The 20,808-nt window shown below is 44.0% G+C and carries 22 protein-coding genes, 7 tRNA genes and 1 pseudogene; 27 read left to right on the top strand and 3 right to left on the bottom strand.

Annotated elements, in window-relative coordinates:
- Positions 1-240: 240 nt before the first annotated feature.
- From cshA to G9F75_RS16845, 3 genes are all read left to right on the top strand, one after another.
- Entirely contained in the window at positions 241-1,725 is a 1,485-nt protein-coding gene (gene cshA / locus G9F75_RS16855; protein ID WP_014416963.1) for a degradosome RNA helicase CshA, read from the top strand.
- 117 nt (positions 1,726-1,842) lie between these two features.
- Complete coding sequence (locus G9F75_RS16850) at positions 1,843-2,322, top strand: PH domain-containing protein (RefSeq protein WP_003156195.1); 480 nt, start codon at positions 1,843-1,845, stop codon at positions 2,320-2,322.
- Positions 2,312-3,778, top strand: coding sequence for a PH domain-containing protein (locus G9F75_RS16845; protein WP_021495081.1), 1,467 nt, complete (start codon positions 2,312-2,314; stop codon positions 3,776-3,778). Before G9F75_RS16850 ends, G9F75_RS16845 begins: the two co-directional genes overlap by 11 nt.
- Here the strand turns inward: G9F75_RS16845 and G9F75_RS16840 are convergent.
- Positions 3,775-4,374: a rhomboid family intramembrane serine protease gene (locus G9F75_RS16840; RefSeq protein WP_003156193.1), complete on the bottom strand. Its 600-nt coding sequence runs from the start codon at positions 4,372-4,374 to the stop codon at positions 3,775-3,777. The genes G9F75_RS16845 and G9F75_RS16840 overlap by 4 nt on opposite strands.
- A gap of 92 nt (positions 4,375-4,466) precedes the next feature.
- Here G9F75_RS16840 and acpS point away from each other — a divergent pair, with 92 nt between their 5' ends.
- The 14 genes from acpS (at position 4,467) to G9F75_RS16770 (ending at position 15,238) form a co-directional block, all read left to right on the top strand.
- Positions 4,467-4,832, top strand: a complete 366-nt coding sequence (gene acpS / locus G9F75_RS16835) for a holo-ACP synthase (protein ID WP_014304402.1) — start codon at positions 4,467-4,469, stop codon at positions 4,830-4,832.
- A 154-nt stretch (positions 4,833-4,986) separates the two neighbouring features.
- Positions 4,987-6,003 carry a LolA family protein gene (locus G9F75_RS16830; RefSeq protein ID WP_104679029.1) on the top strand — a complete coding sequence of 339 codons (1,017 nt, stop codon included), beginning with the start codon at positions 4,987-4,989 and terminating at the stop codon, positions 6,001-6,003.
- 116 nt (positions 6,004-6,119) lie between these two features.
- Entirely contained in the window at positions 6,120-7,289 is a 1,170-nt protein-coding gene (gene alr, locus G9F75_RS16825; protein WP_167409250.1) for an alanine racemase, read from the top strand.
- Between the two features lie 119 nt (positions 7,290-7,408).
- A complete protein-coding gene (gene endB / locus G9F75_RS16820) occupies positions 7,409-7,690 on the top strand; it encodes a type II toxin-antitoxin system antitoxin EndoAI (protein ID WP_003156188.1) in 282 nt (93 codons plus the stop codon).
- 5 nt (positions 7,691-7,695) lie between these two features.
- On the top strand, positions 7,696-8,046 hold the full coding sequence (gene ndoA, locus G9F75_RS16815; RefSeq protein WP_003156187.1) for a type II toxin-antitoxin system endoribonuclease NdoA: 351 nt from the start codon (positions 7,696-7,698) through the stop codon (positions 8,044-8,046).
- 117 nt (positions 8,047-8,163) lie between these two features.
- Entirely contained in the window at positions 8,164-8,985 is an 822-nt protein-coding gene (locus tag G9F75_RS16810) for an STAS domain-containing protein (RefSeq protein WP_003156182.1), read from the top strand.
- A 4-nt stretch (positions 8,986-8,989) separates the two neighbouring features.
- Positions 8,990-9,355 carry an RsbT antagonist protein RsbS gene (gene rsbS / locus G9F75_RS16805; protein ID WP_007609584.1) on the top strand — a complete coding sequence of 122 codons (366 nt, stop codon included), beginning with the start codon at positions 8,990-8,992 and terminating at the stop codon, positions 9,353-9,355.
- A gap of 2 nt (positions 9,356-9,357) precedes the next feature.
- Positions 9,358-9,759, top strand: coding sequence for an anti-sigma regulatory factor (locus G9F75_RS16800; protein ID WP_003156178.1), 402 nt, complete (start codon positions 9,358-9,360; stop codon positions 9,757-9,759).
- 11 nt (positions 9,760-9,770) lie between these two features.
- Positions 9,771-10,778 (top strand): PP2C family protein-serine/threonine phosphatase, encoded by a 1,008-nt coding sequence (locus tag G9F75_RS16795; RefSeq protein WP_007609589.1) that lies wholly within the window; start codon positions 9,771-9,773, stop codon positions 10,776-10,778.
- Between the two features lie 63 nt (positions 10,779-10,841).
- Positions 10,842-11,171, top strand: coding sequence for an anti-sigma factor antagonist RsbV (gene rsbV, locus G9F75_RS16790; protein ID WP_003156176.1), 330 nt, complete (start codon positions 10,842-10,844; stop codon positions 11,169-11,171).
- Positions 11,168-11,650 (top strand): anti-sigma B factor RsbW, encoded by a 483-nt coding sequence (gene rsbW, locus G9F75_RS16785; protein ID WP_007609591.1) that lies wholly within the window; start codon positions 11,168-11,170, stop codon positions 11,648-11,650. The genes rsbV and rsbW overlap by 4 nt, the downstream gene beginning before the upstream one ends.
- Positions 11,616-12,404 (top strand): RNA polymerase sigma factor SigB, encoded by a 789-nt coding sequence (gene sigB, locus G9F75_RS16780; RefSeq protein ID WP_003156171.1) that lies wholly within the window; start codon positions 11,616-11,618, stop codon positions 12,402-12,404. The genes rsbW and sigB overlap by 35 nt, the downstream gene beginning before the upstream one ends.
- Positions 12,404-13,006, top strand: coding sequence for a phosphoserine phosphatase RsbX (gene rsbX / locus G9F75_RS16775; RefSeq protein ID WP_007410234.1), 603 nt, complete (start codon positions 12,404-12,406; stop codon positions 13,004-13,006). Before sigB ends, rsbX begins: the two co-directional genes overlap by 1 nt.
- A gap of 72 nt (positions 13,007-13,078) precedes the next feature.
- Positions 13,079-15,238, top strand: a complete 2,160-nt coding sequence (locus tag G9F75_RS16770; RefSeq protein WP_167409249.1) for a Tex family protein — start codon at positions 13,079-13,081, stop codon at positions 15,236-15,238.
- Positions 15,239-15,247: 9 nt separating this feature from the next.
- Here the strand turns inward: G9F75_RS16770 and cmpA are convergent, their stop codons facing one another.
- Positions 15,248-15,361, bottom strand: coding sequence for a cortex morphogenetic protein CmpA (cmpA, locus tag G9F75_RS16765; RefSeq protein WP_003156164.1), 114 nt, complete (start codon positions 15,359-15,361; stop codon positions 15,248-15,250).
- A 99-nt stretch (positions 15,362-15,460) separates the two neighbouring features.
- Between cmpA and G9F75_RS16760 the strand changes: the two genes are divergently transcribed.
- The 9 genes from G9F75_RS16760 (at position 15,461) to G9F75_RS16720 (ending at position 17,231) form a co-directional block, all read left to right on the top strand.
- Positions 15,461-15,910, top strand: a complete 450-nt coding sequence (locus G9F75_RS16760) for a SprT family protein (RefSeq protein WP_167409248.1) — start codon at positions 15,461-15,463, stop codon at positions 15,908-15,910.
- Positions 15,911-16,045: 135 nt separating this feature from the next.
- Positions 16,046-16,120: transfer RNA gene (locus tag G9F75_RS16755), tRNA-Asn, on the top strand.
- A 3-nt stretch (positions 16,121-16,123) separates the two neighbouring features.
- Positions 16,124-16,214, top strand: a tRNA-Ser gene (locus tag G9F75_RS16750).
- A gap of 19 nt (positions 16,215-16,233) precedes the next feature.
- A tRNA-Glu gene (locus G9F75_RS16745) sits at positions 16,234-16,308 on the top strand.
- Between the two features lie 11 nt (positions 16,309-16,319).
- Positions 16,320-16,394 (top strand) — tRNA-Gln (locus G9F75_RS16740).
- Positions 16,395-16,427: 33 nt separating this feature from the next.
- Positions 16,428-16,503, top strand: a tRNA-Lys gene (locus G9F75_RS16735).
- A gap of 8 nt (positions 16,504-16,511) precedes the next feature.
- A tRNA-Leu gene (locus G9F75_RS16730) sits at positions 16,512-16,593 on the top strand.
- A gap of 68 nt (positions 16,594-16,661) precedes the next feature.
- A tRNA-Leu gene (locus tag G9F75_RS16725) sits at positions 16,662-16,745 on the top strand.
- Between the two features lie 111 nt (positions 16,746-16,856).
- Positions 16,857-17,231, top strand: coding sequence for a cystatin-like fold lipoprotein (locus tag G9F75_RS16720; protein WP_021495076.1), 375 nt, complete (start codon positions 16,857-16,859; stop codon positions 17,229-17,231).
- Between the two features lie 25 nt (positions 17,232-17,256).
- Here G9F75_RS16720 and G9F75_RS16715 read toward each other — a convergent pair whose 3' ends face one another.
- Positions 17,257-19,074, bottom strand: a complete 1,818-nt coding sequence (locus tag G9F75_RS16715; RefSeq protein WP_021495075.1) for a hypothetical protein — start codon at positions 19,072-19,074, stop codon at positions 17,257-17,259.
- 262 nt (positions 19,075-19,336) lie between these two features.
- On the opposite strand from G9F75_RS16715, the pseudogene G9F75_RS16710 reads away from it, so the two are divergent.
- Positions 19,337-20,511: pseudogene (locus G9F75_RS16710) on the top strand (response regulator aspartate phosphatase).
- The last annotated feature ends 297 nt before the right edge of the window (positions 20,512-20,808 follow it).

The raw sequence follows: 20,808 nt of genomic DNA, 5'->3' as shown, positions 1-20,808 counted from the left end.
CCGGCTGGGAAATCCCGTCCGGCGCGGGGTCCGGCCCCGTTCGCGGGAAGAATCCGGTCAGGCCGCTTCCGGCCGCCTGACCATCTCGCCTTATTGAAAAACACATAGTGTAATGGTAAGATTAAACGTAAAGTAATTCGGGCTTTGTATACGTATGATCCTGTCCTTTGGATGAAAGGGCGGTTTTTAGTGGTAAATCACGACATTACTGAAACAGCAATCAGAAGGAGTTTGAATAATTTGACTATAACGTTTCAAGATTTCCAATTAAGTTCTGATCTCATGAAATCAATCAATCGTATGGGATTTGAAGAAGCAACACCGATCCAGGCACAAACGATTCCGCTCGGACTTTTAAATAAAGATGTCATCGGACAAGCGCAAACAGGTACAGGTAAAACAGCTGCGTTCGGTATACCCCTTGTTGAAAAAATGAACCCCGAGTCTCCTAATATTCAAGCAATCGTAATCGCGCCAACCCGTGAATTAGCCATTCAAGTATCTGAAGAGTTATATAAAATCGGACAAGATAAGCGTGCGAAAGTACTGCCTATTTACGGCGGCCAGGATATCGGACGTCAAATCCGCGCATTGAAGAAAAACCCGCATATCATCGTAGGTACGCCGGGGCGTCTTCTTGACCATATCAACCGCCGCACGATCCGTTTAAATAACGTGAACACGGTTGTCATGGATGAGGCTGATGAAATGCTGAACATGGGATTCATTGATGACATTGAATCCATTCTCTCAAACGTGCCGAGCGACCACCAAACGCTCTTATTCTCAGCAACAATGCCTGCGCCGATCAAACGGATCGCAGAGCGTTTCATGACTGAGCCGGAACACGTAAAAGTAAAAGCGAAAGAAATGACTGTGTCCAACATTCAGCAGTTCTACTTGGAAGTGCAGGAGCGCAAAAAATTCGATACGCTGACTCGTCTTCTTGACATTCAGTCTCCGGAACTTGCGATCGTATTCGGACGTACGAAACGCCGTGTCGATGAGCTTGCTGAAGCCCTGAACCTTCGCGGATATGCGGCTGAAGGAATTCACGGCGACTTAACGCAGGCGAAACGTATGGTTGCGCTTCGCAAGTTTAAAGAAGGTGCGATCGAAGTGCTTGTAGCGACTGACGTTGCCGCCCGCGGACTTGATATCTCAGGCGTTACCCACGTTTACAACTTTGACGTGCCTCAAGATCCTGAAAGCTACGTTCACCGTATCGGAAGAACGGGCCGCGCAGGAAAAACGGGTATGGCGATGACGTTTATCACACCGCGTGAGAAAAGCATGCTTCGCGCGATTGAACAAACGACAAAACGCAAAATGGACCGCATGAAAGAGCCGACGCTTGACGAAGCATTAGAAGGACAGCAGCAGGTGACGGTTGACCGTCTGCGCACGGCGATCAGCGAAAACAACCTGAACTTCTACATGACGGCAGCTGCGGAATTGTTAGAAGATCATGATGCAGTGACAGTTGTGGCTGCAGCCATTAAAATGGCGACAAAAGAGCCGGACAGCACGCCTGTACGCCTCACTGATGAAGCGCCTATGGTCAGCAAACGCTATAAAAACCAGCGTACTTCTAAGCGCAGAGACGGCCAAGGCGGCGGCTACCGCGGCGGCAAAGGGAAAAACAACAACCGTTCTTCCTACGATAAAAAACGCTCAAGCGACCGCCGTTCTTCAGGTGACAGACGCCAGAAAAAATCATACTAAAACACAGGAAGCGGACCCTTTTACGGGGTCCGCTTTTTTTTTGATATGCCGGAAAGTGAATCTTTTTTGCAAATCAGCCGTATTTGTATGTATGATAAAAAATGGGAGGTAGGTATGTTGAGAGCACAGCCAAAAAATCGAATCAGTCCAAGCGGCTTAAAAGTCTGGCGTCTTCAGGAAATCATCCTGTCCGCCTTCTGTCTTCTGGCCGTTATAGCAGCAGCTGTTTTAAGCCATTTCTTCCATTGGCCGTATTGGATCACCGGAGTCCTCGGCATCATTTGGGTTATCGGTTCAGTAATATCCGTCTATGCCATACCGAAAATCAGGCACAGGATCTGGCGCTATGAAGTCCATGAAAATGAAATTGATATTCAATCCGGCATTTTTATTGTCAAACGGGTCATTGTGCCGATGGTGAGGGTGCAGCACGTAGATACTTCACAAGGCCCGCTCCTCAGAAGGTACCGTCTGGCCTCAGTCAAAATCTCCACGGCGGCAACCGTTCATTCCATTCCGGCGCTTGATATGGAGGAAGCTGACCGGCTGAGGGATTCCATTTCCCGTCTGGCAAGGGTGACGGAAGATGATGTCTGAGCCGAAACGTCTGCATCCGGCGGCCGTGATTTTGAACTTATTCCATATTATTATCGAAACCATTAAAAACATTATTCTGCCATTTTTTCTCGTCTATATTGTAAACTCCAACCACTTCATCCGCTTTTACGGAGGCATTGCGCTCGCCGTCCTGCTTATCTGGCTGATTACGGCTAGTGTGATTGAGTGGAGAAAATTTACATACCGGATTGAGGACGGAGAATTCAGAATTGAAGAAGGCTTGTTTTTTACGAAAAAGAGATACATCTCTATTGACCGGATTCAATCAATGAATACGAGTGCCGGCATCATTCAGCAGCTTTTTAAGCTTGTTAAGCTTCAAATCGAAACGGCCGGCGACGGGAAAAACGCTGAAGCCGTCTTATCGGCCATTACTGTGGAAGAGGCGGAACGGATCAGAGCGGCTGTTTTTCAGCAAAAAGCGGAGCAAGAAGAACGAGGGGAGACCGCAGCGGAGCAGGAACCGATGCGCGGGGAAGATGTGCAATCCGTTTACCGCCTGTCTGTAGGTGAGCTGCTTATGGCCGCCTCAACATCCGGGGGAATCGGTGTCATCATCTCAGCGGTATTCGCCCTCTTTTCTCAGATTGATGAAGTACTTCCGATGGACTGGCTCTATGACAGGTTTTCCTTTCTCAAGCATGCGAGCATCGGCATATACGCCGTGATCATTTTCATAGGATTGTTCATCGCCTGGCTGTTAAGCATCGCCGGTATGATGATCAAGCATGCCAACTTTAAAATAGAAAAAAAGGAACACGAATTGGTCATTACCAGAGGAATTATTGAAAAGCATCAAGTGACAATCCCGCTCCGTAAAATCCAAGCCATTAAAATGAAAGAAAATGTGATCAGGCAATTATTCGGATACGCGACGGTTGCGATTGTCAGCGCCGGCAGTGCGGGGAATGAGAAAGAAGGAGCACAGACGATTCTGTTTCCGATCATCCGCAAATCAAAGCTCGGAGTGATGCTGAACGGTTTCACACCGGATTACGTGCTGGAAGAAAACCGGAATCATTTGCCGAAAAGGGCGCTGCGCCGGTATTTATTCCGATCCATAATCTTCTCGGTTTTCGTGATCATCCCGCTTTGTATTCTGTTTAAGCCGTGGGGATATGCATCGCTCCTCGTGCTTCCTGTCGAACTGGTGCTAGGATATGCCTCGTTTAGGACAGCGTCATGGTGCATAAACGGCGGCAGGCTTCAGATCACCACGAGGCTGATCGGGAAGACAACCACGATTATGCTGAGAAGAAGAATGCAGATGTTTGAAGTCAGCCGCTCCTTTCTGCAAAAAAGAAGGCGGCTCGCATCTGTGGCTACCGCAGTGAAATCAGCTCACCACATGGAGCATGTCATGCTGAAGGATGTCAGCGAGGAAGATGCCGAACGCATCGGGCGCTGGTATTCATATGAAAAAGCGGACGGTTAATACCGCCGCTTTTTTTGCTGCACGCATAAAAAGGAAAGCAAAAATCCGCCTGCCAGTCCGAACAAATGCGCCATAATGTTAATATTAGAGTTGATAAACGTCGACAGCACCGCGATGATAAGCAGGGTCATAATCATTTTCGACTGATCCCGGCCGATCAGCTCCTTGCGGAAAACAGTCAGAAACACATACACGCCGAAAAGTCCGAAGATCGCGCCGGATGCGCCGACATGCACATAATCAAGCGGTTCGGCAAGATACGTGCCGATATTGCCGATAATGCCCGATGCGATGTACACAATCAGAAAACGGACTTTTCCGAGCATCTGCTCAAGCGGGGGCGCGAATAAAAAGAGAGACATGGAGTTAAACAAAAGGTGAGTGAAATTCGCGTGTAAAAACATCGGTGTCACCAGCCGCCACCATTCTCCCGAGGAAACGCCGTAATTATAGCCGGTCACAGCATCTGACCACATCATGACGGAATGAAGCGGCATACTGAAAAACAGCCACAAGAACGCCTGCAGCGCCAAGATACAGCTGACGGCCGGATAACGTCTGATAAAAGTCTGGAAATTTTCCGTTCGTATAAACATCGCAAGCCCCTTTGCATCTGATTTGTTACATATATAGTAACACGTTTATGACATAAACCGTTTTTTAGTACGGACTTTTAGGAGGAATTCACATGATTTTCGGAATCGGAATCGACATCGTTGAACTGCACAGAATTGAAAACATGCTCAGCCGGCAGGCGAGGTTTCCGCAAAGAATATTGACGGAGGCTGAATACGCCCGTTTTACATTGCTGTCGGACAAAAGGAAAATTGAATTTCTCGCGGGAAGATTTGCGGCAAAAGAAGCCTTTTCGAAAGCATACGGCACAGGTATCGGCAAAGAGCTCAGCTTTCAGGATATTGAAACCGGAAACGACACGGCGGGAAAACCAGTGCTGACCTGCGCCAAGCTTGACGGCGCGGCGGTTCACGTTTCCATTACCCATACAAAAGAATACGCCGCGGCACAGGTCGTGATTGAAAGGTTGTCACGCTAGTCTGCATATTAGCCGAAACCCCTTCATATATTTGATAGTGCATTAAGGGAGACAAGTTGTTTGAGGCTTTTATGGTACGCGTCCGTCCGTTCAGGGCGTACCGTTAAAGTCAAACAAGCGATTTCTTCCCTTTACATCAATTGAGAAGAAGGGGTTGAAAAAGGTGAGAAAAAGCTTTGTTTTGCTTTTAACGGGACTGCTTGCCGTCCTTATTCTTTCGGCCTGCGGCCAAAAGTCACAGGAAGATATCGTGAACGGTTTAGATAAGAAGGCGAAAGAATACACCTCGTATAAAGCGAAAGCCAAAATGACCATTGAAACGGGGAGTGATCCGCAAGTATACAATGTGGAAATCTGGCATAAAAAACCTTCCCTGTACCGGGTCTATCTGGAAAATCCGAAAAAAGACCAAAACCAAGTCATTTTACGGAACGCCAACGGAGTCTTTGTCCTCACGCCGTCTTTAAATAAGAGCTTCAGATTCCAAAGCGACTGGCCGAATAACAGCAGCCAAGTATATTTGTTTGAGTCACTTGTAAAGGACGTGCAGCATGACAAAGACGCCGTCTATTCCGCCAAAGATAAAAAGTACACGTTTGAAACAAAAACAAACTATCAGCACAACAAAATGCTGCCGACTCAGGAAATCACTTTCAACAAAAAGGACATGAGCCCGTCGCTCGTTAAAGTTATGGATACAGACCGGAAAGTGATGGTAAAAGTCGAATTCAAAAGCTTTGAATTCAACAAACCGTTTGATAAAGACTCTTTTGACGAGAAGAAAAATATGACGCTTTCCCAGATGGACGTCGCCACAAGCGCCAAGCCGTCTGATTCATTTGCGGTCAAAACACCGCTTCAAGTGCCGGCCGGCGTCAAAAAGCTTGAAGAGAAAGATATTTCAACGGCGGACGGCAAACGGATCGTCATGACTTACGGCGGAGAAAAATCCTTCACCCTTATTCAAGAAAAAGCCCATATCGCAAAAGCCGCCTCTGCCGTCACGCTGAAAGGCGAACCGGTTAATCTCGGCTTCACGGTGGCCGCATTATCTGATACGTCTTTAACGTGGACATATGACGGAGTGGATTATCTTCTGTCATCACAGGATCTGACAAAAGATGAAATGGTGGCCGCCGCCAAAAGCATGCAGGGACAGTCGTCAAAATAACGTCAAAAAAGAGGCCGCCGCTGTCGGTCTCTTTTTTGATTCCATTTCACTTTGCAGAATAATTTTAGTATGATAATAACAATATGAATCGAAAATAATGCTAGGAAGTGTATCGAATGAACACAGCATCCTTTTACAGAGAAACGTGGGCGGAAATCAACCTGTCCGCGATTAAAGAAAATGTCACGCATATGAAAAAACACATCGGGCAAAACGTCCATCTCATGGCGGTTGTAAAGGCGAACGCTTACGGCCACGGAGATTTGGAAGTTGGGAAAGCCGCGCTTGAAGCGGGTGCCTCTTGTCTTGCCGTAGCCATACTCGATGAAGCGATTTCATTGAGAAAGCAGGGCATTACGGCGCCGATTCTCGTGCTTGGCGCCGTGCCGCCCGAATATGTACAAGCAGCTGCCGAGTATGACGTAACACTCACGGGATATTCTGTTGAATGGCTTCAGGAAGCCGCGCGCCACCTCGGAAGTGCAACAGTGCCGTTCCACCTGAAAGTCGACACCGGCATGAACAGACTCGGAGTCAAAACGGAGGAAGAAATCCAAAGCGTGTTAAAAATCCTCGGTCAAAATCCCGGTTTAGTCTGTAAAGGCGTATTCACCCATTTTGCTACCGCGGATGAGAAAAACAGAGATTATTTCCTCTTCCAGTTTGACCGCTTTAAAGAATTGATCGCTCCGCTTCCTTTAAAAGAATTGATGGTGCACTGCGCGAACAGCGCTGCCGGACTTCGTCTTAAAAAAGGCTTTTTTAACGCGGTTCGTTTCGGCATCAGTATGTACGGGCTCCGTCCTTCTGCTGACATCCAAAGCGAAATTCCTTTTCAATTGAAGCCGGCTTTTGCGCTGCACTCTGTTTTATCCCATGTGAAAAAGATCCGCAAAGGGGAAAGCGTCAGCTACGGCGCAACATATACGGCAGAGAAGGATCAATGGATCGGAACGGTTCCCATCGGCTATGCAGACGGGTGGCTCCGCAAGCTGAGCGGCACGTCTGTGCTGATCGGCGGCAAACGGATGAACATCGCGGGAAGAATCTGCATGGATCAATTGATGGTCGAATTAGATCAATCTTATCCGCCGGGCACCAAAGTCACCCTGATCGGCAGCCAGAAGGGAGAAACGATCACGATGGATGAAATCGCAGGGCGGCTTGGGACGATTAATTACGAGGTCCCTTGTACCATTAGTTCCCGCGTTCCCCGTATGTTTTTGGAAAATGAGAGTATAATGGAAGTAAGAAATCCTTTACTGCAAGATAATACAAGCAAGTAGCCGTCATCCGGAAAAAGAGAATTTATAAAACAGCTTTGCTTGACGTTTGAATAATGGTATCATTATGTCTGGATGGATGAATTGGTCGTATCCGTAAGTTTGGTGGAGGTGTATGTTTTTTGTCTGAATCCAGCGCAAGAACCGAAATGAAAATCAGCTTGCCCGAAAACTTAGTAGCTGAATTGGATGGTGTAGCGATGCGGGAGAAACGAAGCAGAAACGAACTGATATCACAAGCAGTGAGAGCGTATGTCAGCGAACGGACAACTCGCCATAACCGTGATTTGATGAGACGCGGGTATATGGAAATGGCGAAAATCAACTTGAATATCTCTTCTGAGGCTCACTATGCTGAGTGCGAAGCAGAAACGACCGTTGAGCGCTTAGTCAGCGGAGGATAATCATTTTGATTGTAAAGCGCGGCGATGTTTATTTTGCTGATTTATCTCCTGTTGTTGGCTCAGAGCAAGGCGGCGTACGCCCGGTTTTAGTGATCCAAAATGATATCGGAAATCGCTTTAGCCCGACTGCTATTGTTGCAGCCATAACAGCCCAAATACAGAAAGCGAAATTACCAACCCACGTCGAAATTGATGCAAAACGCTACGGTTTTGAAAGAGATTCCGTTATTTTGCTGGAGCAAATTCGGACGATTGACAAGCAAAGATTAACGGATAAAATAACTCATCTGGATGATGAAATGATGGATAAGGTTGATGAAGCCCTGCAAATCAGTTTGGCACTCATTGATTTTTAGTCATATTTTGGTTGCTCATATAGAGCAACTTTTTTTGTTTTCGAAAAACATAAGCGCTATAATAAAGAGATAATCAAACAAAATTTGTTGTTTTGTGTCGGGAGGTCAGTGAAACCCATGTCGAATCAGAAAGTGTATCAGTTCATCATTGATCAGCATGATGAACTGCTTGATACTTGGACAGCCAAACTAAAAGAAGTAGGCAATCAGGAAGACTATCAGCTTACGAATCACATATGTGAAAATATTTGTAAAGACTATATAGACATTCTTTTATTATCGACTAAAAATGACGAGGCTACGGAAGAGCAGATCAGTGAGCTCGCACTGCGCGCCGTTCAGCTCGGTCTGTCACTGAAACTTCTTTCAGCCACCCTGTCAGAGTTTTGGAAACTGCTTTACGAAACGATGGTCGACCTTAATATGGCCGATCAGGACAGAGCAGATTTGATTTTGGAAATAGACAGCTTTTTCAATCCGATCAACACGGAAATTTTAAATCAGTATTCTATCTCCTGGGAAAAAACGGTTACTTTGCAAAAAATCGCGCTTCAGGAATTGTCGGCTCCGCTGATCCCGGTATTTGAGCATGTAACGGTCATGCCGCTTGTCGGGACGATTGATACGGAGCGTGCAAAGCACATTATGGAAAATCTGTTAAACGGCGTCGTGAAGCACCGTTCACAGGTTGTATTAATTGATATCACGGGCGTGCCGGTCGTTGATACGATGGTGGCGCACCATATTATCCAGGCGTCAGAAGCGGTGCGGCTTGTCGGCGCGAAATGCCTGCTCGTCGGAATCCGTCCGGAGATTGCGCAGACGATCGTTAATCTGGGAATTGATTTGTCGCAGGTTATTACGAAGAATACCCTTCAAAAAGGAATTCAAACAGCGCTTGAAATGACAAATCGAAAAATCGTTTCATTGGGGGAATAACATTGTGAGACATCCAAAAATCCCGATCCTGAAACTGTATAACTGCTTATTGGTATCCATCCAATGGGAACTTGACGACCAGACAGCTTTGCATTTTCAAGAAGATCTGCTGAACAAAATCTATGAAACCGGCGCAAACGGGGTCGTCATTGACCTGACATCCGTTGACATGATCGATTCATTTATCGCGAAAGTGCTCGGCGATGTCATCACCATGTCTAAATTGATGGGCGCAAATGTCGTATTGACGGGAATTCAGCCGGCTGTGGCGGTCACATTGATTGAACTCGGAATCTCACTTGAGGAAATTGAAACGGCGCTCGATTTAGAGCAAGGGCTTGAGACATTGAAGCGGGAATTGGGGGAATAGCGATGAACGACCAATCCTGTGTGAAAATCATGACAGAATGGGATATCGTAGCCGCTAGACAGCTTGGCCGCAACGTTGCGAAGGAATTAGGCTTCGGCACGGTGGACCAGGCCAGAATCACGACGGCTATCTCAGAATTGGCCAGAAACATTTACTTATATGCAGGCAAGGGCCAGGTCAGCATAGAACAAGTAAACGACAGAGGGAAAAAAGGCCTTAAAATTATAGCAGAAGACAAAGGACCCGGAATCCCCGACATCCGTAAAGTGATGGAAGACGGCTTTTCAACGTCAGGCGGACTGGGAGCGGGACTTCCGGGCGTCAAAAGGCTGATGGACGAATTCAGCCTGCAATCTGTTGCAGAGGAAGGAACAGAGATTCAAGCCGTGAAATGGCTTCGGTAGGAGGTTAGAACGTGGATTTCAGGGAGGTTATAGAGCAGCGGTATCATCAGCTGCTTAGCCGATATATAGCCGAATTAACAGAAACATCTTTATATCAAGCCCAAAAATTCAGCCGAAAAACGATTGAACATCAGGTTCCTCCGGAGGAGATCATCAGCATCCACCGAAAAGTAGTAAAGGAACTGTATCCGGATCTGCCGGAAGATGTTTTTCATTCGCTGGATTTTTTAATAGAAGTCATGATTGGCTACGGGATGGCTTATCAGGAACATCAAAGTCTGAGAGATATCCAGCAGGAGCTTCGTTCAGAAATTGAAATTGCCGCAAATGTTCAGCAGACGCTGCTTGGCACAAAAATTCCTGAAGAAGAAGATCTGGATATCGGGGCAATCAGCGTCCCCGCCAAACAGATGAGCGGGGATTATTATCACTTTGTCAAAGACAAGGAATCGATTAACATCGCGATAGCCGATGTCATCGGAAAAGGAATACCCGCCGCATTGTGCATGTCGATGATCAAGTATGCCATGGACTCTCTTCCGGAGACCGGCATTCACCCCTCCCAAGTGCTGAAAAATCTTAACCGCGTTGTAGAACAGAACGTGGACTCAAGCATGTTTATCACCATGTTTTACGCAAACTACAATACGAAAAATCACCAATTTACATATGCTTCTGCGGGGCATGAACCGGGCTTCTACTACTCTGAAAAAGAAAAAAAGTTTTATGATCTGGAGGCAAAAGGATTGGTGCTGGGAATTTCTCAGGATTTTGATTACAGCCAATATGAACAGCACATGGACGAAGGAGACATGATCGTTCTTTTTTCTGACGGCGTCACCGAATGCCGTACCGAAAACGGTTTCTTAGAGCGCAGCGACATTCAGCGCATGCTGGAAGAACATATGGACTGCTCCGCGCAGGATATGGTCAAAAATATTTACGACAGCCTGCTGAGACTCCAGGACTTTCAGCTTCATGACGATTTTACGTTAATTGTTTTGAAAAGAAAGGTTTAAAAAAACAGCAGCACGGGTAAAAAGCCATTAGCACGAGTAAGGATAACTTTCAGAGGTGATACGATGAATTTAACGGTAGATATGAAGGAGAATCTTTCAGATATACAAATCAATATCGCTGGAGAAATCGATGTATACTCAGCTCCGGTGGTTCGTGAAAAGCTGATGCCCCTGGCAAACGAGGGGAAGGACATGAGAATCTGCTTAAAAGATGTAAACTATATGGACAGTACGGGTTTAGGCGTTTTTGTAGGCGTGTTTAAAACGGTGAGCAAGGAAGGCGGCTCTCTGAAGCTTGAGAATCTTTCCGACCGGCTCGTCCGTCTGTTTGAAATTACGGGGCTTAAGGACATCATCGACATTTCGGCAAAGTCAGAAGGTGGCGTGCAATGAGTACATCAGTTGATTATATAGAGATGAAAATTCCGGCCGAACCGGAATATGTAGGAATCGTCAGGCTTACGTTATCAGGGGTCGCAAGCAGAATGGGCTATACCTATGATGACATTGAAGATTTGAAAATCGCTGTCAGCGAAGCTTGTACAAACGCTGTCCAGCATGCATACAACGATGAAAATAAGGGAGAAGTATCCGTGCGGTTCGGTGTGTTTGAGGATCGGCTGGAGGTCATTGTCGCCGATCAGGGAGACAGCTTTGATTTTGATCAGAAGCAGCAGGATCTCGGGCCGTACACACCTTCGCACACAGTCGATCAATTGTCAGAAGGAGGGCTCGGTCTGTATTTAATGGAAACGCTCATGGATGAAGTCAAAGTTCAAAGCAACTCTGGCGTAACCGTGGCGATGACAAAGTATTTAAATGGGGAGCGAGTTGATCATGGCACAACCATCAAAAACTACGAAACTAACTAAAGATGAAGTTGATCGGCTCATACGCGACTTTCAAACACATGATAATAAAGAAGCCCAGGAAACACTCGTCGAGGTGTATACCAATCTCGTCGAAATGCTGGCAAAGAAATATTCAAAAGGAAAAAGCTTTCACGAAGACCTCCGCCAGGTCGGAATGATCGGACTTCTCGGAGCCATTAAACGGTATGATCCCGAGGTCGGCAAATCCTTTGAAGCATTTGCGATTCCGACCATCATCGGCGAGATCAAACGCTTCCTCAGAGATAAAACATGGAGCGTACACGTTCCGAGACGGATTAAAGAACTCGGGCCGCGCATTAAAATGGCGGTGGATCAGCTGACGACAGAGACGCAGCGGTCGCCGAAAGTCGAAGAAATCGCAGCCTTTCTCGATGTGTCAGAAGAGGAAGTGCTTGAAACGATGGAGATGGGAAAAAGCTATCAGGCGCTTTCTGTCGATCACAGCATCGAAGCGGATGCGGACGGAAGCACCGTCACGATTTTAGATATCGTCGGTTCGCAGGAGGAAGGATACGAACGCGTCAACCAGCAGATGATGATCAAAAGCGTGCTTCATGTGCTGTCCGACCGCGAAAAACAGATTATCGATCTAACATTTGTGCAAAATAAAAGCCAAAAAGAAACAGGGGACATTCTCGGAATATCTCAAATGCACGTCTCGCGCCTGCAGCGGAAAGCGGTGAAAAAACTGAGAGAGGCCTTGATTGGAGATCCCTCCATGGAGCTAATGTAATGATTCAGGTTGAAGAAAATGAACATGTTCAAACTCTTGTATACCAATTAAATAAAGAAGGCAAGTCCATATGCGGCGACAGCTTTTTTATGAAGGCGAATGAAGAAGAATTAGTTTGCGCGGTAGCGGACGGTCTCGGCAGCGGATCTCTTGCCAACGAATCCTCGTCAGCCATTAAAGACATCGTGGAAACGTATGCGGATGAGGATGTGGAAAGCATCATTGAGCGTTGCAATCAAGCGATGAAAAACAAAAGAGGGGCGACTGCCTCCATCTTAAAAATCAACTTCATCAAAAGGGAATTGACATACTGCTCGATCGGCAATGTCCGTTTCTTCCTGCACTCCCCATCAGGCGAAGTCTTTCATCCGCTGCCGATTTCGGGTTACCTCTCAGGCAAACCGCAAAGATACAAAACGTATACGTCATCATACGAAAAAGGGGCGAGGTTCATCATCTACACGGATGGGCTTGAGGTCCCGCATATCCGCACCTGCTTAAAGCAGGGACACTCAATAGAAGATATATCAAAATCACTTCATCCGTACACAACATCCAGACGTGATGATTTGACCTATATTCTAGGGCAGCTTTTATCGTAAGGCTGCTTTTTTTATGTTCCGCCGTTTTTTGATACACTAGAGAAAGAATGAAGAGATGGAGGCTTTTGTGATATGGAAACGTTAGCCCTTTTGAAAAAACAAATTGCTGAAGAAACAGCGTTATCCCAAAAACATGTCGAAAGTGTCATCCGCTTGCTGGAAGACGGCAACACCGTCCCGTTTATTGCGCGGTACCGAAAAGAGCAGACCGGCTCAATGGACGAGGTGCAGATTCAGTCAATCTCCGAGCGGTGGCAATACATACAAAACCTGACGCAGCGGAAAGAAGAAGTCATCAGATTGATCTCAGAGCAGGACAAGCTGACGGAAGGGCTGAAGCAAAAAATCGAACAAGCGGTCAAGCTTCAGGAAGTCGAGGATTTATACCGTCCCTTCAAACAAAAACGGAAAACAAAAGCCACCGTCGCCAAAAGCAAAGGCCTTGAACCGCTTGCGGACTATATTCTTTCTCTCCCGAAAGAAAACCGCCTTCACGACATCGCTGATCAATATATCAGTGCAGAAAAAGAAGTCGCTTCAAGAGAGGAAGCCATTGAAGGCGCGAAGCACATCATAGCCGAACAAATCTCGGATGATCCTCATTTCAGAAAGTGGATTCGCCAGGAAACGTATAAAAAAGGAATTCTCACTTCCGCGGCAGGCAAGTCAGCCGCAGATGACGAGAAAAACGTCTATGAAATGTACTACGAGTACGAAGAGCCGATCCAAAAGGTCGTTCCTCACAGAGTGCTTGCGATGAACCGCGGTGAAAAAGAAGGCATTTTAAAGATTGCGATCGAACCGCCCGCCGATCAGATAAAAACTTATTTAGAAAAGCAAATCATCAAACACCGTGAAACGCCTGTGAAAGAAACGCTGAAAGAAGCCATTGAGGACAGTTACAAACGTCTGATCCAGCCGGCTATTGAGCGCGATATCCGCAAAGAGCTGTCAGAAAAAGCAGACGCGCAGGCGATTCATATTTTCGCTGAAAACCTGCGTAAGCTCCTGCTGCAGCCGCCGATGAAGGGAAAAGTCGTGCTCGGCGTCGATCCGGCCTTCCGTACGGGGTGCAAACTGGCAGTTGTTGATGAGACGGGAAAAGTGTTGAAAATCGACGTCATTTACCCGCACGCTCCCGTAAAAAAGACAGCGGAAGCCCGGAAAAAAATCAAAGAATTGCTGGACCGGTACGAAGTCGAGGTTGTGGCGATCGGAAACGGCACGGCATCACGGGAGACAGAGCAATTCGTCGTTGATGTGCTGAAAGAAACAGAGCGGGACATTTATTATGTCATCGTCAATGAGGCCGGAGCAAGCGTGTATTCCGCGTCAGAAATCGCCCGTGAAGAATTTCCGGATTTTCAGGTCGAAGAGCGCAGCGCCGTCTCCATCGCGCGAAGATTGCAGGACCCGCTGGCCGAGCTTGTAAAAATTGATCCTAAATCCGTCGGCGTCGGGCAATACCAGCATGATGTCAGCCAAAAGCATTTAAACGAATCACTCCGTTTTGTCGTAGAGACCGTCGTCAACCAAGTCGGGGTGAATGTCAATACAGCATCAGCCGCGCTGCTTCAATATGTAGCCGGGTTATCCAAAACCGTTGCCGGCAATATCGTTAAAAAAAGGGAAGAGCTCGGAAAATTTACAAATCGCAAAGAGCTGAAAGAAATTCCGCGTCTCGGCGCAAAAACATATGAACAGTGCATCGGTTTTTTGAGAGTGCCCGGAGGACCGGAGCCGCTCGACCGCACCGGGATACACCCGGAAAGCTATAAAGAGACAAAGGCGCTGCTCAAAAAACTGCAGCTCACTGCGGATCAAATCGGAAGCACGGACGCAAAAGAGAAAATCAGCGCACTGCCGCTGTCTGAAACGGCTGAAGAGCTTGGTATAGGAGAAATTACGCTTGCGGATATTTGCGGGCAGCTGACAAGGCCGGAGCGAGATCCTCGTGACGAAGTGCCGAAGCCTTTGCTGAAAAAAGACGTTCTGCAGCTTGAGGATTTAAAGGAAGGAATAGAATTGCAGGGCACAGTCCGCAACGTTGTAGACTTCGGCGCTTTCGTCGATATCGGCGTCAAACAGGACGGGCTTGTGCACATTTCAAAACTGAGCAATCAATACGTCAAACATCCTCTCGACGTCGTATCGGTCGGAGACATCGTCACCGTATGGGTCGAAGGAGTGGACGTGCAAAAAGGCAGAGTGTCGCTGTCTATGGTAAAATAAAAGCACTGCTTACGAGCAGTGTTTTTTTCTGTAGAAATACCAGCACTGGTTCAGCAGTTTGATTTGGTAATTGTCCTTTTCTAAAAACGCTTTTTGCATTTGTTTCATCAGCCAATTCGGCATGGCTCATTCCTCCTCAGCTTTTAGTTAGAGGTCGGTTTTAACTCATTGTATGCGAACGGTGAATTGTCCCGTTCAATGTTTTTAAAGCGGGGTGCACATATGGATAACGAACAACTTCAAAAGCTGACGGAAGACATCTCTGCACAAGATTTCGGAAAGCCGTTCCGTCACAGAGCCTTCTTCAATGACCGGCTGAAAACGACAGGCGGCCGGTACATGCTGTCTTCCCATAACATCGAATTAAACCGCAGATATCTTCTCGAACACGGGCAGAGCGAGCTGGAAGGAATCATCAAACACGAGCTGTGCCATTATCATCTTCATCTTGAGGGAAAAGGGTACAAGCACAGAGACAAAGACTTCAGAGACCTGCTTCAGAAAGTCGGAGCGCCGAGATTCTGCACGCCGCTGCAAACCAAAAAGCCACAAAAGAAAACATATATGTATAGATGCGCGGCTTGCGGCCAACAGTATATAAAGAAGCGGGCAATGAACCCGGAAAGATATGCCTGCGGAAAGTGCAGAGGAAAAATCAAAAGAATTTTTTAAAAAGGCTTGACTCATTTTAATGTTCTATGTTAAATTATAAAAGTCGTTGAGAGACAATGACACTTTCTTAAAAAAATAAATGTTGCTTCTTGACACAATATGTCGCATCATTTATAATAAAGAAAGTCTGATTATTCCACAGTAGCTCAGTGGTAGAGCTATCGGCTGTTAACCGATCGGTCGCAGGTTCGAATCCTGCCTGTGGAGCCATATGGAGAAGTACTCAAGTGGCTGAAGAGGCGCCCCTGCTAAGGGTGTAGGTCGCGTAAGCGGCGCGAGGGTTCAAATCCCTCCTTCTCCGCCAGATAAGTTCTCAACCAGACGGCCCGTTGGTCAAGCGGTTAAGACACCGCCCTTTCACGGCGGTAACACGGGTTCGAATCCCGTACGGGTCACCATTTACCTTCGTTGGGCTATAGCCAAGCGGTAAGGCAACGGACTTTGACTCCGTCATGCGTTGGTTCGAATCCAGCTAGCCCAGCCATTTTATTTAAAAATTTTGAATCACTTTTAGAGCGAGCCATTAGCTCAGTTGGTAGAGCATCTGACTTTTAATCAGAGGGTCGAAGGTTCGAGTCCTTCATGGCTCACCACTTGTCACGCGGGTGTGGCGGAATTGGCAGACGCGCTAGACTTAGGATCTAGTGTCTTACGACGTGGGGGTTCGAGTCCCTTCACCCGCACTTTCTTTTCAAAGTGCTGATCATCATCACTAGCTTATATGCTTAGTGGAAAGACAGCTTCATAGCACGCGGTCGTGGCGGAATGGCAGACGCGCTAGGTTGAGGGCCTAGTGGGTGAATAACCCGTGGAGGTTCAAGTCCTCTCGGCCGCATCTCAATGATACCAAGGGTTTAGATACCCTTGGTATTTTTTGTTTATAGAAATTCATCTGTTACTGTCCACTTATTTATAGTAGGTCGTATGATTTGTCAGCTATCTCTTTTTGAAGAACCTTTTTATTTTCCTTAATATATTCGCTTTGCTTCTGCTGACTGCGTGCGGCGGTAGTAAATATGATAATGCAATTAATGAAGTAATTAAGCAGGAGAAGAAAGCCAGAAAAGAAATGAGAGCTGCTTCTGATGAGTACAAGAGAGATAACGCCATAATTCGTGTATATGATAAAGGGAAGTATATTCAACTTGCGTTTTATCAGCCAGAAGAAAGTTCTCGCAAGCTTACTACCTATTCTTATTATGAGAAGCTTGGAGATTCTTTTGAGGAAATGGCACATATGCCGGGTGATGGGGATGGCGACCGACTTGGTCTGTATAAGAAAACACCTGGTTATGAAGAGGTAAAAGGGGAGCAGACATAATGTCTGCTCATTTTGTTTAAGTATACTACCTCAAATTCTTATAGAAATGATAAATTGGAAATCCCATCACCTCTTTTTGTTCTCTATCATTAAGAGAATTGAATATTCTTTCAGCTTTCATTTTACATCGTAATAAGACTTCACATGCAAAGCATAATTGATTGTTTTTGGATACCTCTGCTTTTTCTAGTATATCTAGAATATCAGATTGTTCCTCATCTAAAAGTGTGTGGTCTTTTATTAGCTTAATAAGATAAATATTAATTCTTGCAAAAAAGTCTTCTGGAACCTTGTCTAAGTGTCGTTGATTAAGGTCAAGAGCAAGTTCTAGAAATTTTTCATCATGAAATTCATTATAATAATTTATATAGCTTAATGAAACATTAATTGTTGCGTCGGTTTTTATGTCATGATACTTATTAGAGAAGGATAACTTTAATATTTCAAAATTAAAGTTAGCATCGTTCGCCATTTTATTCACGTTCTGAGAAGAGTAAACACTTACTTGTAAATAGTGATCTTCCCATTTATCAAGTGAATAATCAATTCTTTCATTGCCTTGTTCTTTCGGTAATAAGCCACCTATTGTTGTTAAAGCTTCTTTACTGTAGAAATTAACAAATTTATCACCTGTGTAAATTAAACTTACTGTAACGTAATCAGAAAGTTCAATAGAGTATAACCTTATATTTTCTAGTTTTGCTTCTTGAGGGATAGTTAAGAGTTCATATTTTTTATCTTTGAAAACCTTAATAATCCCATTAAATAAAATTGGTAAATTCTCTTTATCATTAAATACATAGTCTTCACTTATCCCAATTTCGGCACAAACTTTGATCAACTCTTTGTATGAATTGATTTCTTCTTCAATGTTTTGAAATTTATCCATAGACATTTCGCCCTTTAACTGGAAAGTGCGAAATGAAAGGTTTTTGCTTTTTATGTAATGTTTTATTACTTGTAAACATTTTAAATATGAACTTAGTGTCTTTAGTTTTCCTAAATGAAACTGTCCCAAGCTATTGTCTTTATTTAAAACAAAACTTAATGTGTTTTCTATAACAACTTTAGATGTTTTTTCTGTAACACTTACCTCATAAGAGATATTAACTTTTTCATCGTTTAGATAAATACTTTCTGTATCTGCTTTATTTATTATGGATAAATGTGCTACATCTACAGGGATTTCTATATTGTCTGCAGTGAGTCCATAAATGTAAGCACTTTCTTCGAATAAATTAAAAGTATCTTTATTTATATCAATGAAATCCACTTTATAATTTTTGAAATTAGTTTCTATATTTGCTTCAAGAAATTTCTGAGGCTGTTTTTTTGTCACTTCTAAAAGAGTACTACACAAATATTCTAAGTGTCCTTCTTCTAGCTTTTTAAAATTTAAATATTTAGTATTTTTTTCTCTACTATTCAATTCTAATAAGAGTTTTTTTAATTCTATGGGAGCAAATAGTCTGTAATATGCTTGTCTTTTGTATGTTAAGGGATTTATTGTTACCACAAAGTATAATACACCCACACCAAACTTATTATAAACCTCGATGTCCTTTTTCTCTACGCGATGTTTTATTTTGTTTAACTTATGAATTTTTTTATAAGTCGTGGTTCCTTTTACTTGTACTCGGACCTCCCCAGCAACATTTGATTTTATTAGCTTTGTATTATTATAAACCTGAATTTCACCATCGTAAGAGATACCCTTATCATCTACTTGAATATTACCAACTAAACGGAATGGTGGCTTAAGAATTAAACTGTTAATCTCTAAGCAAGCCAAATGTTCAATAATTTTATTATCAATTTTTTCGTTTTTGTTTTGGTCATCCATCTAAGCATCTCCTTTTAAGAAGGTATCATCTGTGAAAACTCCCCTTACTATGATAACAAGGATTGCCTTTATTTGGTATTGTCTGTTTTTTAATGTCAAGAAACAAAAGTCTTACAATAAGCGAAAATATGACGAAAAGAATAATTTCTTCAATAGACAATTCGTACCTTTTTGCATTTTAACTTTGTAAAGAAATATTCAATCTGCCATAATACAATTAATGTAAATATTCCAATAATTTAGTGGAGATGGGGGAGCTTTCTTGCAGCAGGGTTTTTTAAAGAGAAGCAAAATTCCATATGATTTGGTGACAAAAAAACTAAATGCTTGGTACATGGCGATAAAGAGTGATTTGGTTGAGGAAGCAGAACGAATTAAAGTGGAAGCTGAAGCTGAACTAGCTAATATGGAAGAAAATCAAGATGCTCTATTATATTATCAGCTGCTAGAATTCAGACATGAAATCATGTTGGCTATATGAAGTCAAAGAATATGGATAGCTTGGAAAATGCATATGAGACGCTAAGGGAAATTGAATCCCAAGGTCAATTAACCGGTATGTTGGAGTATTATTTTTATTTCTTTATGGGAATGTATGAATTTAGAAGGAAAGAACTGACTACAGCAATAAGTGCTTATCGAATCGCGGAGAAAAAGTTGTTTGAGGTGGAAGATGAAATTGAAAGGGCGGAGTTCTTCTTCAAAGTCGCCCATGTGTATTACTATATGAAACAAACTTATTTTTCTTTAAATTATGCCAATCGGGCGCTTAAAATTTTCAAACAGTACGATGCGTATGCAGTTCAAATCATAAGATGTCAAAATATAATTGCTGGTAATTTAATTGACTCTTTGGATTATGAAAGAGCACTAGATGTGTTTAGAGACACATTGCGTATAGCTGAATCAGTTGGAGCGGATTACTTGATTGGTATGTCTCGAATGAATATTGGTATTTGTTATGATTATATAGGTGAATATGATAAAGCAGCTGAGTATTTACAAACGTCATTAGAATTTTTCGAAAAGACTGAACACGTCTTTTTGACAAAAACATTGTTCAATATTGTAAATGTTAAAACGAAACAGAAAGCTCTGGCTGAAGCCTTACTTTATTTAAAAAAGGGGCAATCTGTCGCAAAGAAATACGGAGATTCAGAATATGAAGCAAAGTTTAAGATTATAGAAGGACTTTATTTTAGTGATGATGAATATTCTTTAATTGAAGAGGCCTTTTCGTATCTGAATGAAAAAAGAATGTTCGGAGACATTGAAAATTTTGCAATTAGAGTAGCGGATTATTTTTATGAAGAAGGGGATTTATCACGTTCCAATGAGTATTATCGACTGAGTATTGAAGCGAGACGAAAAATAAAAAAAGGGGAGATAATTAATGAAGATCAGCCGGACTTTGTTTACAGCCATTTTATTGGGTAGCATAGCAGGAGTGGTTTTAACAAATGATGTCCCTGTTATCAAAGCTCCTTTTCATGTTGCTGATGACAGAGTAGGTGCGTAAAAGTGATTATAGTAGAGCGATATTTTCATTTTATGGGGACACGGAAATTTTAGTGTATATCGAGCTAATAGATGAAGCTGTGCAACACTCATATCAATTAGCACCGAACATGTGCTTATGTGCTGACTTTAGGAGTGAATTAGAGGTACTTAAATAGCAAACCTTCATTGGTAGTGGTGGTATTGAGGATTATTTTTGCCTTCACTCATTTACAT

The organism is Bacillus sp. EKM208B, assembly GCF_011800725.1.
In the GTDB taxonomy this organism is placed as follows: domain Bacteria; phylum Bacillota; class Bacilli; order Bacillales; family Bacillaceae; genus Bacillus; species Bacillus velezensis.
Note: the sequence above shows the minus strand (reverse complement) of the source record. Positions and strands in the feature narration are given on the sequence as shown.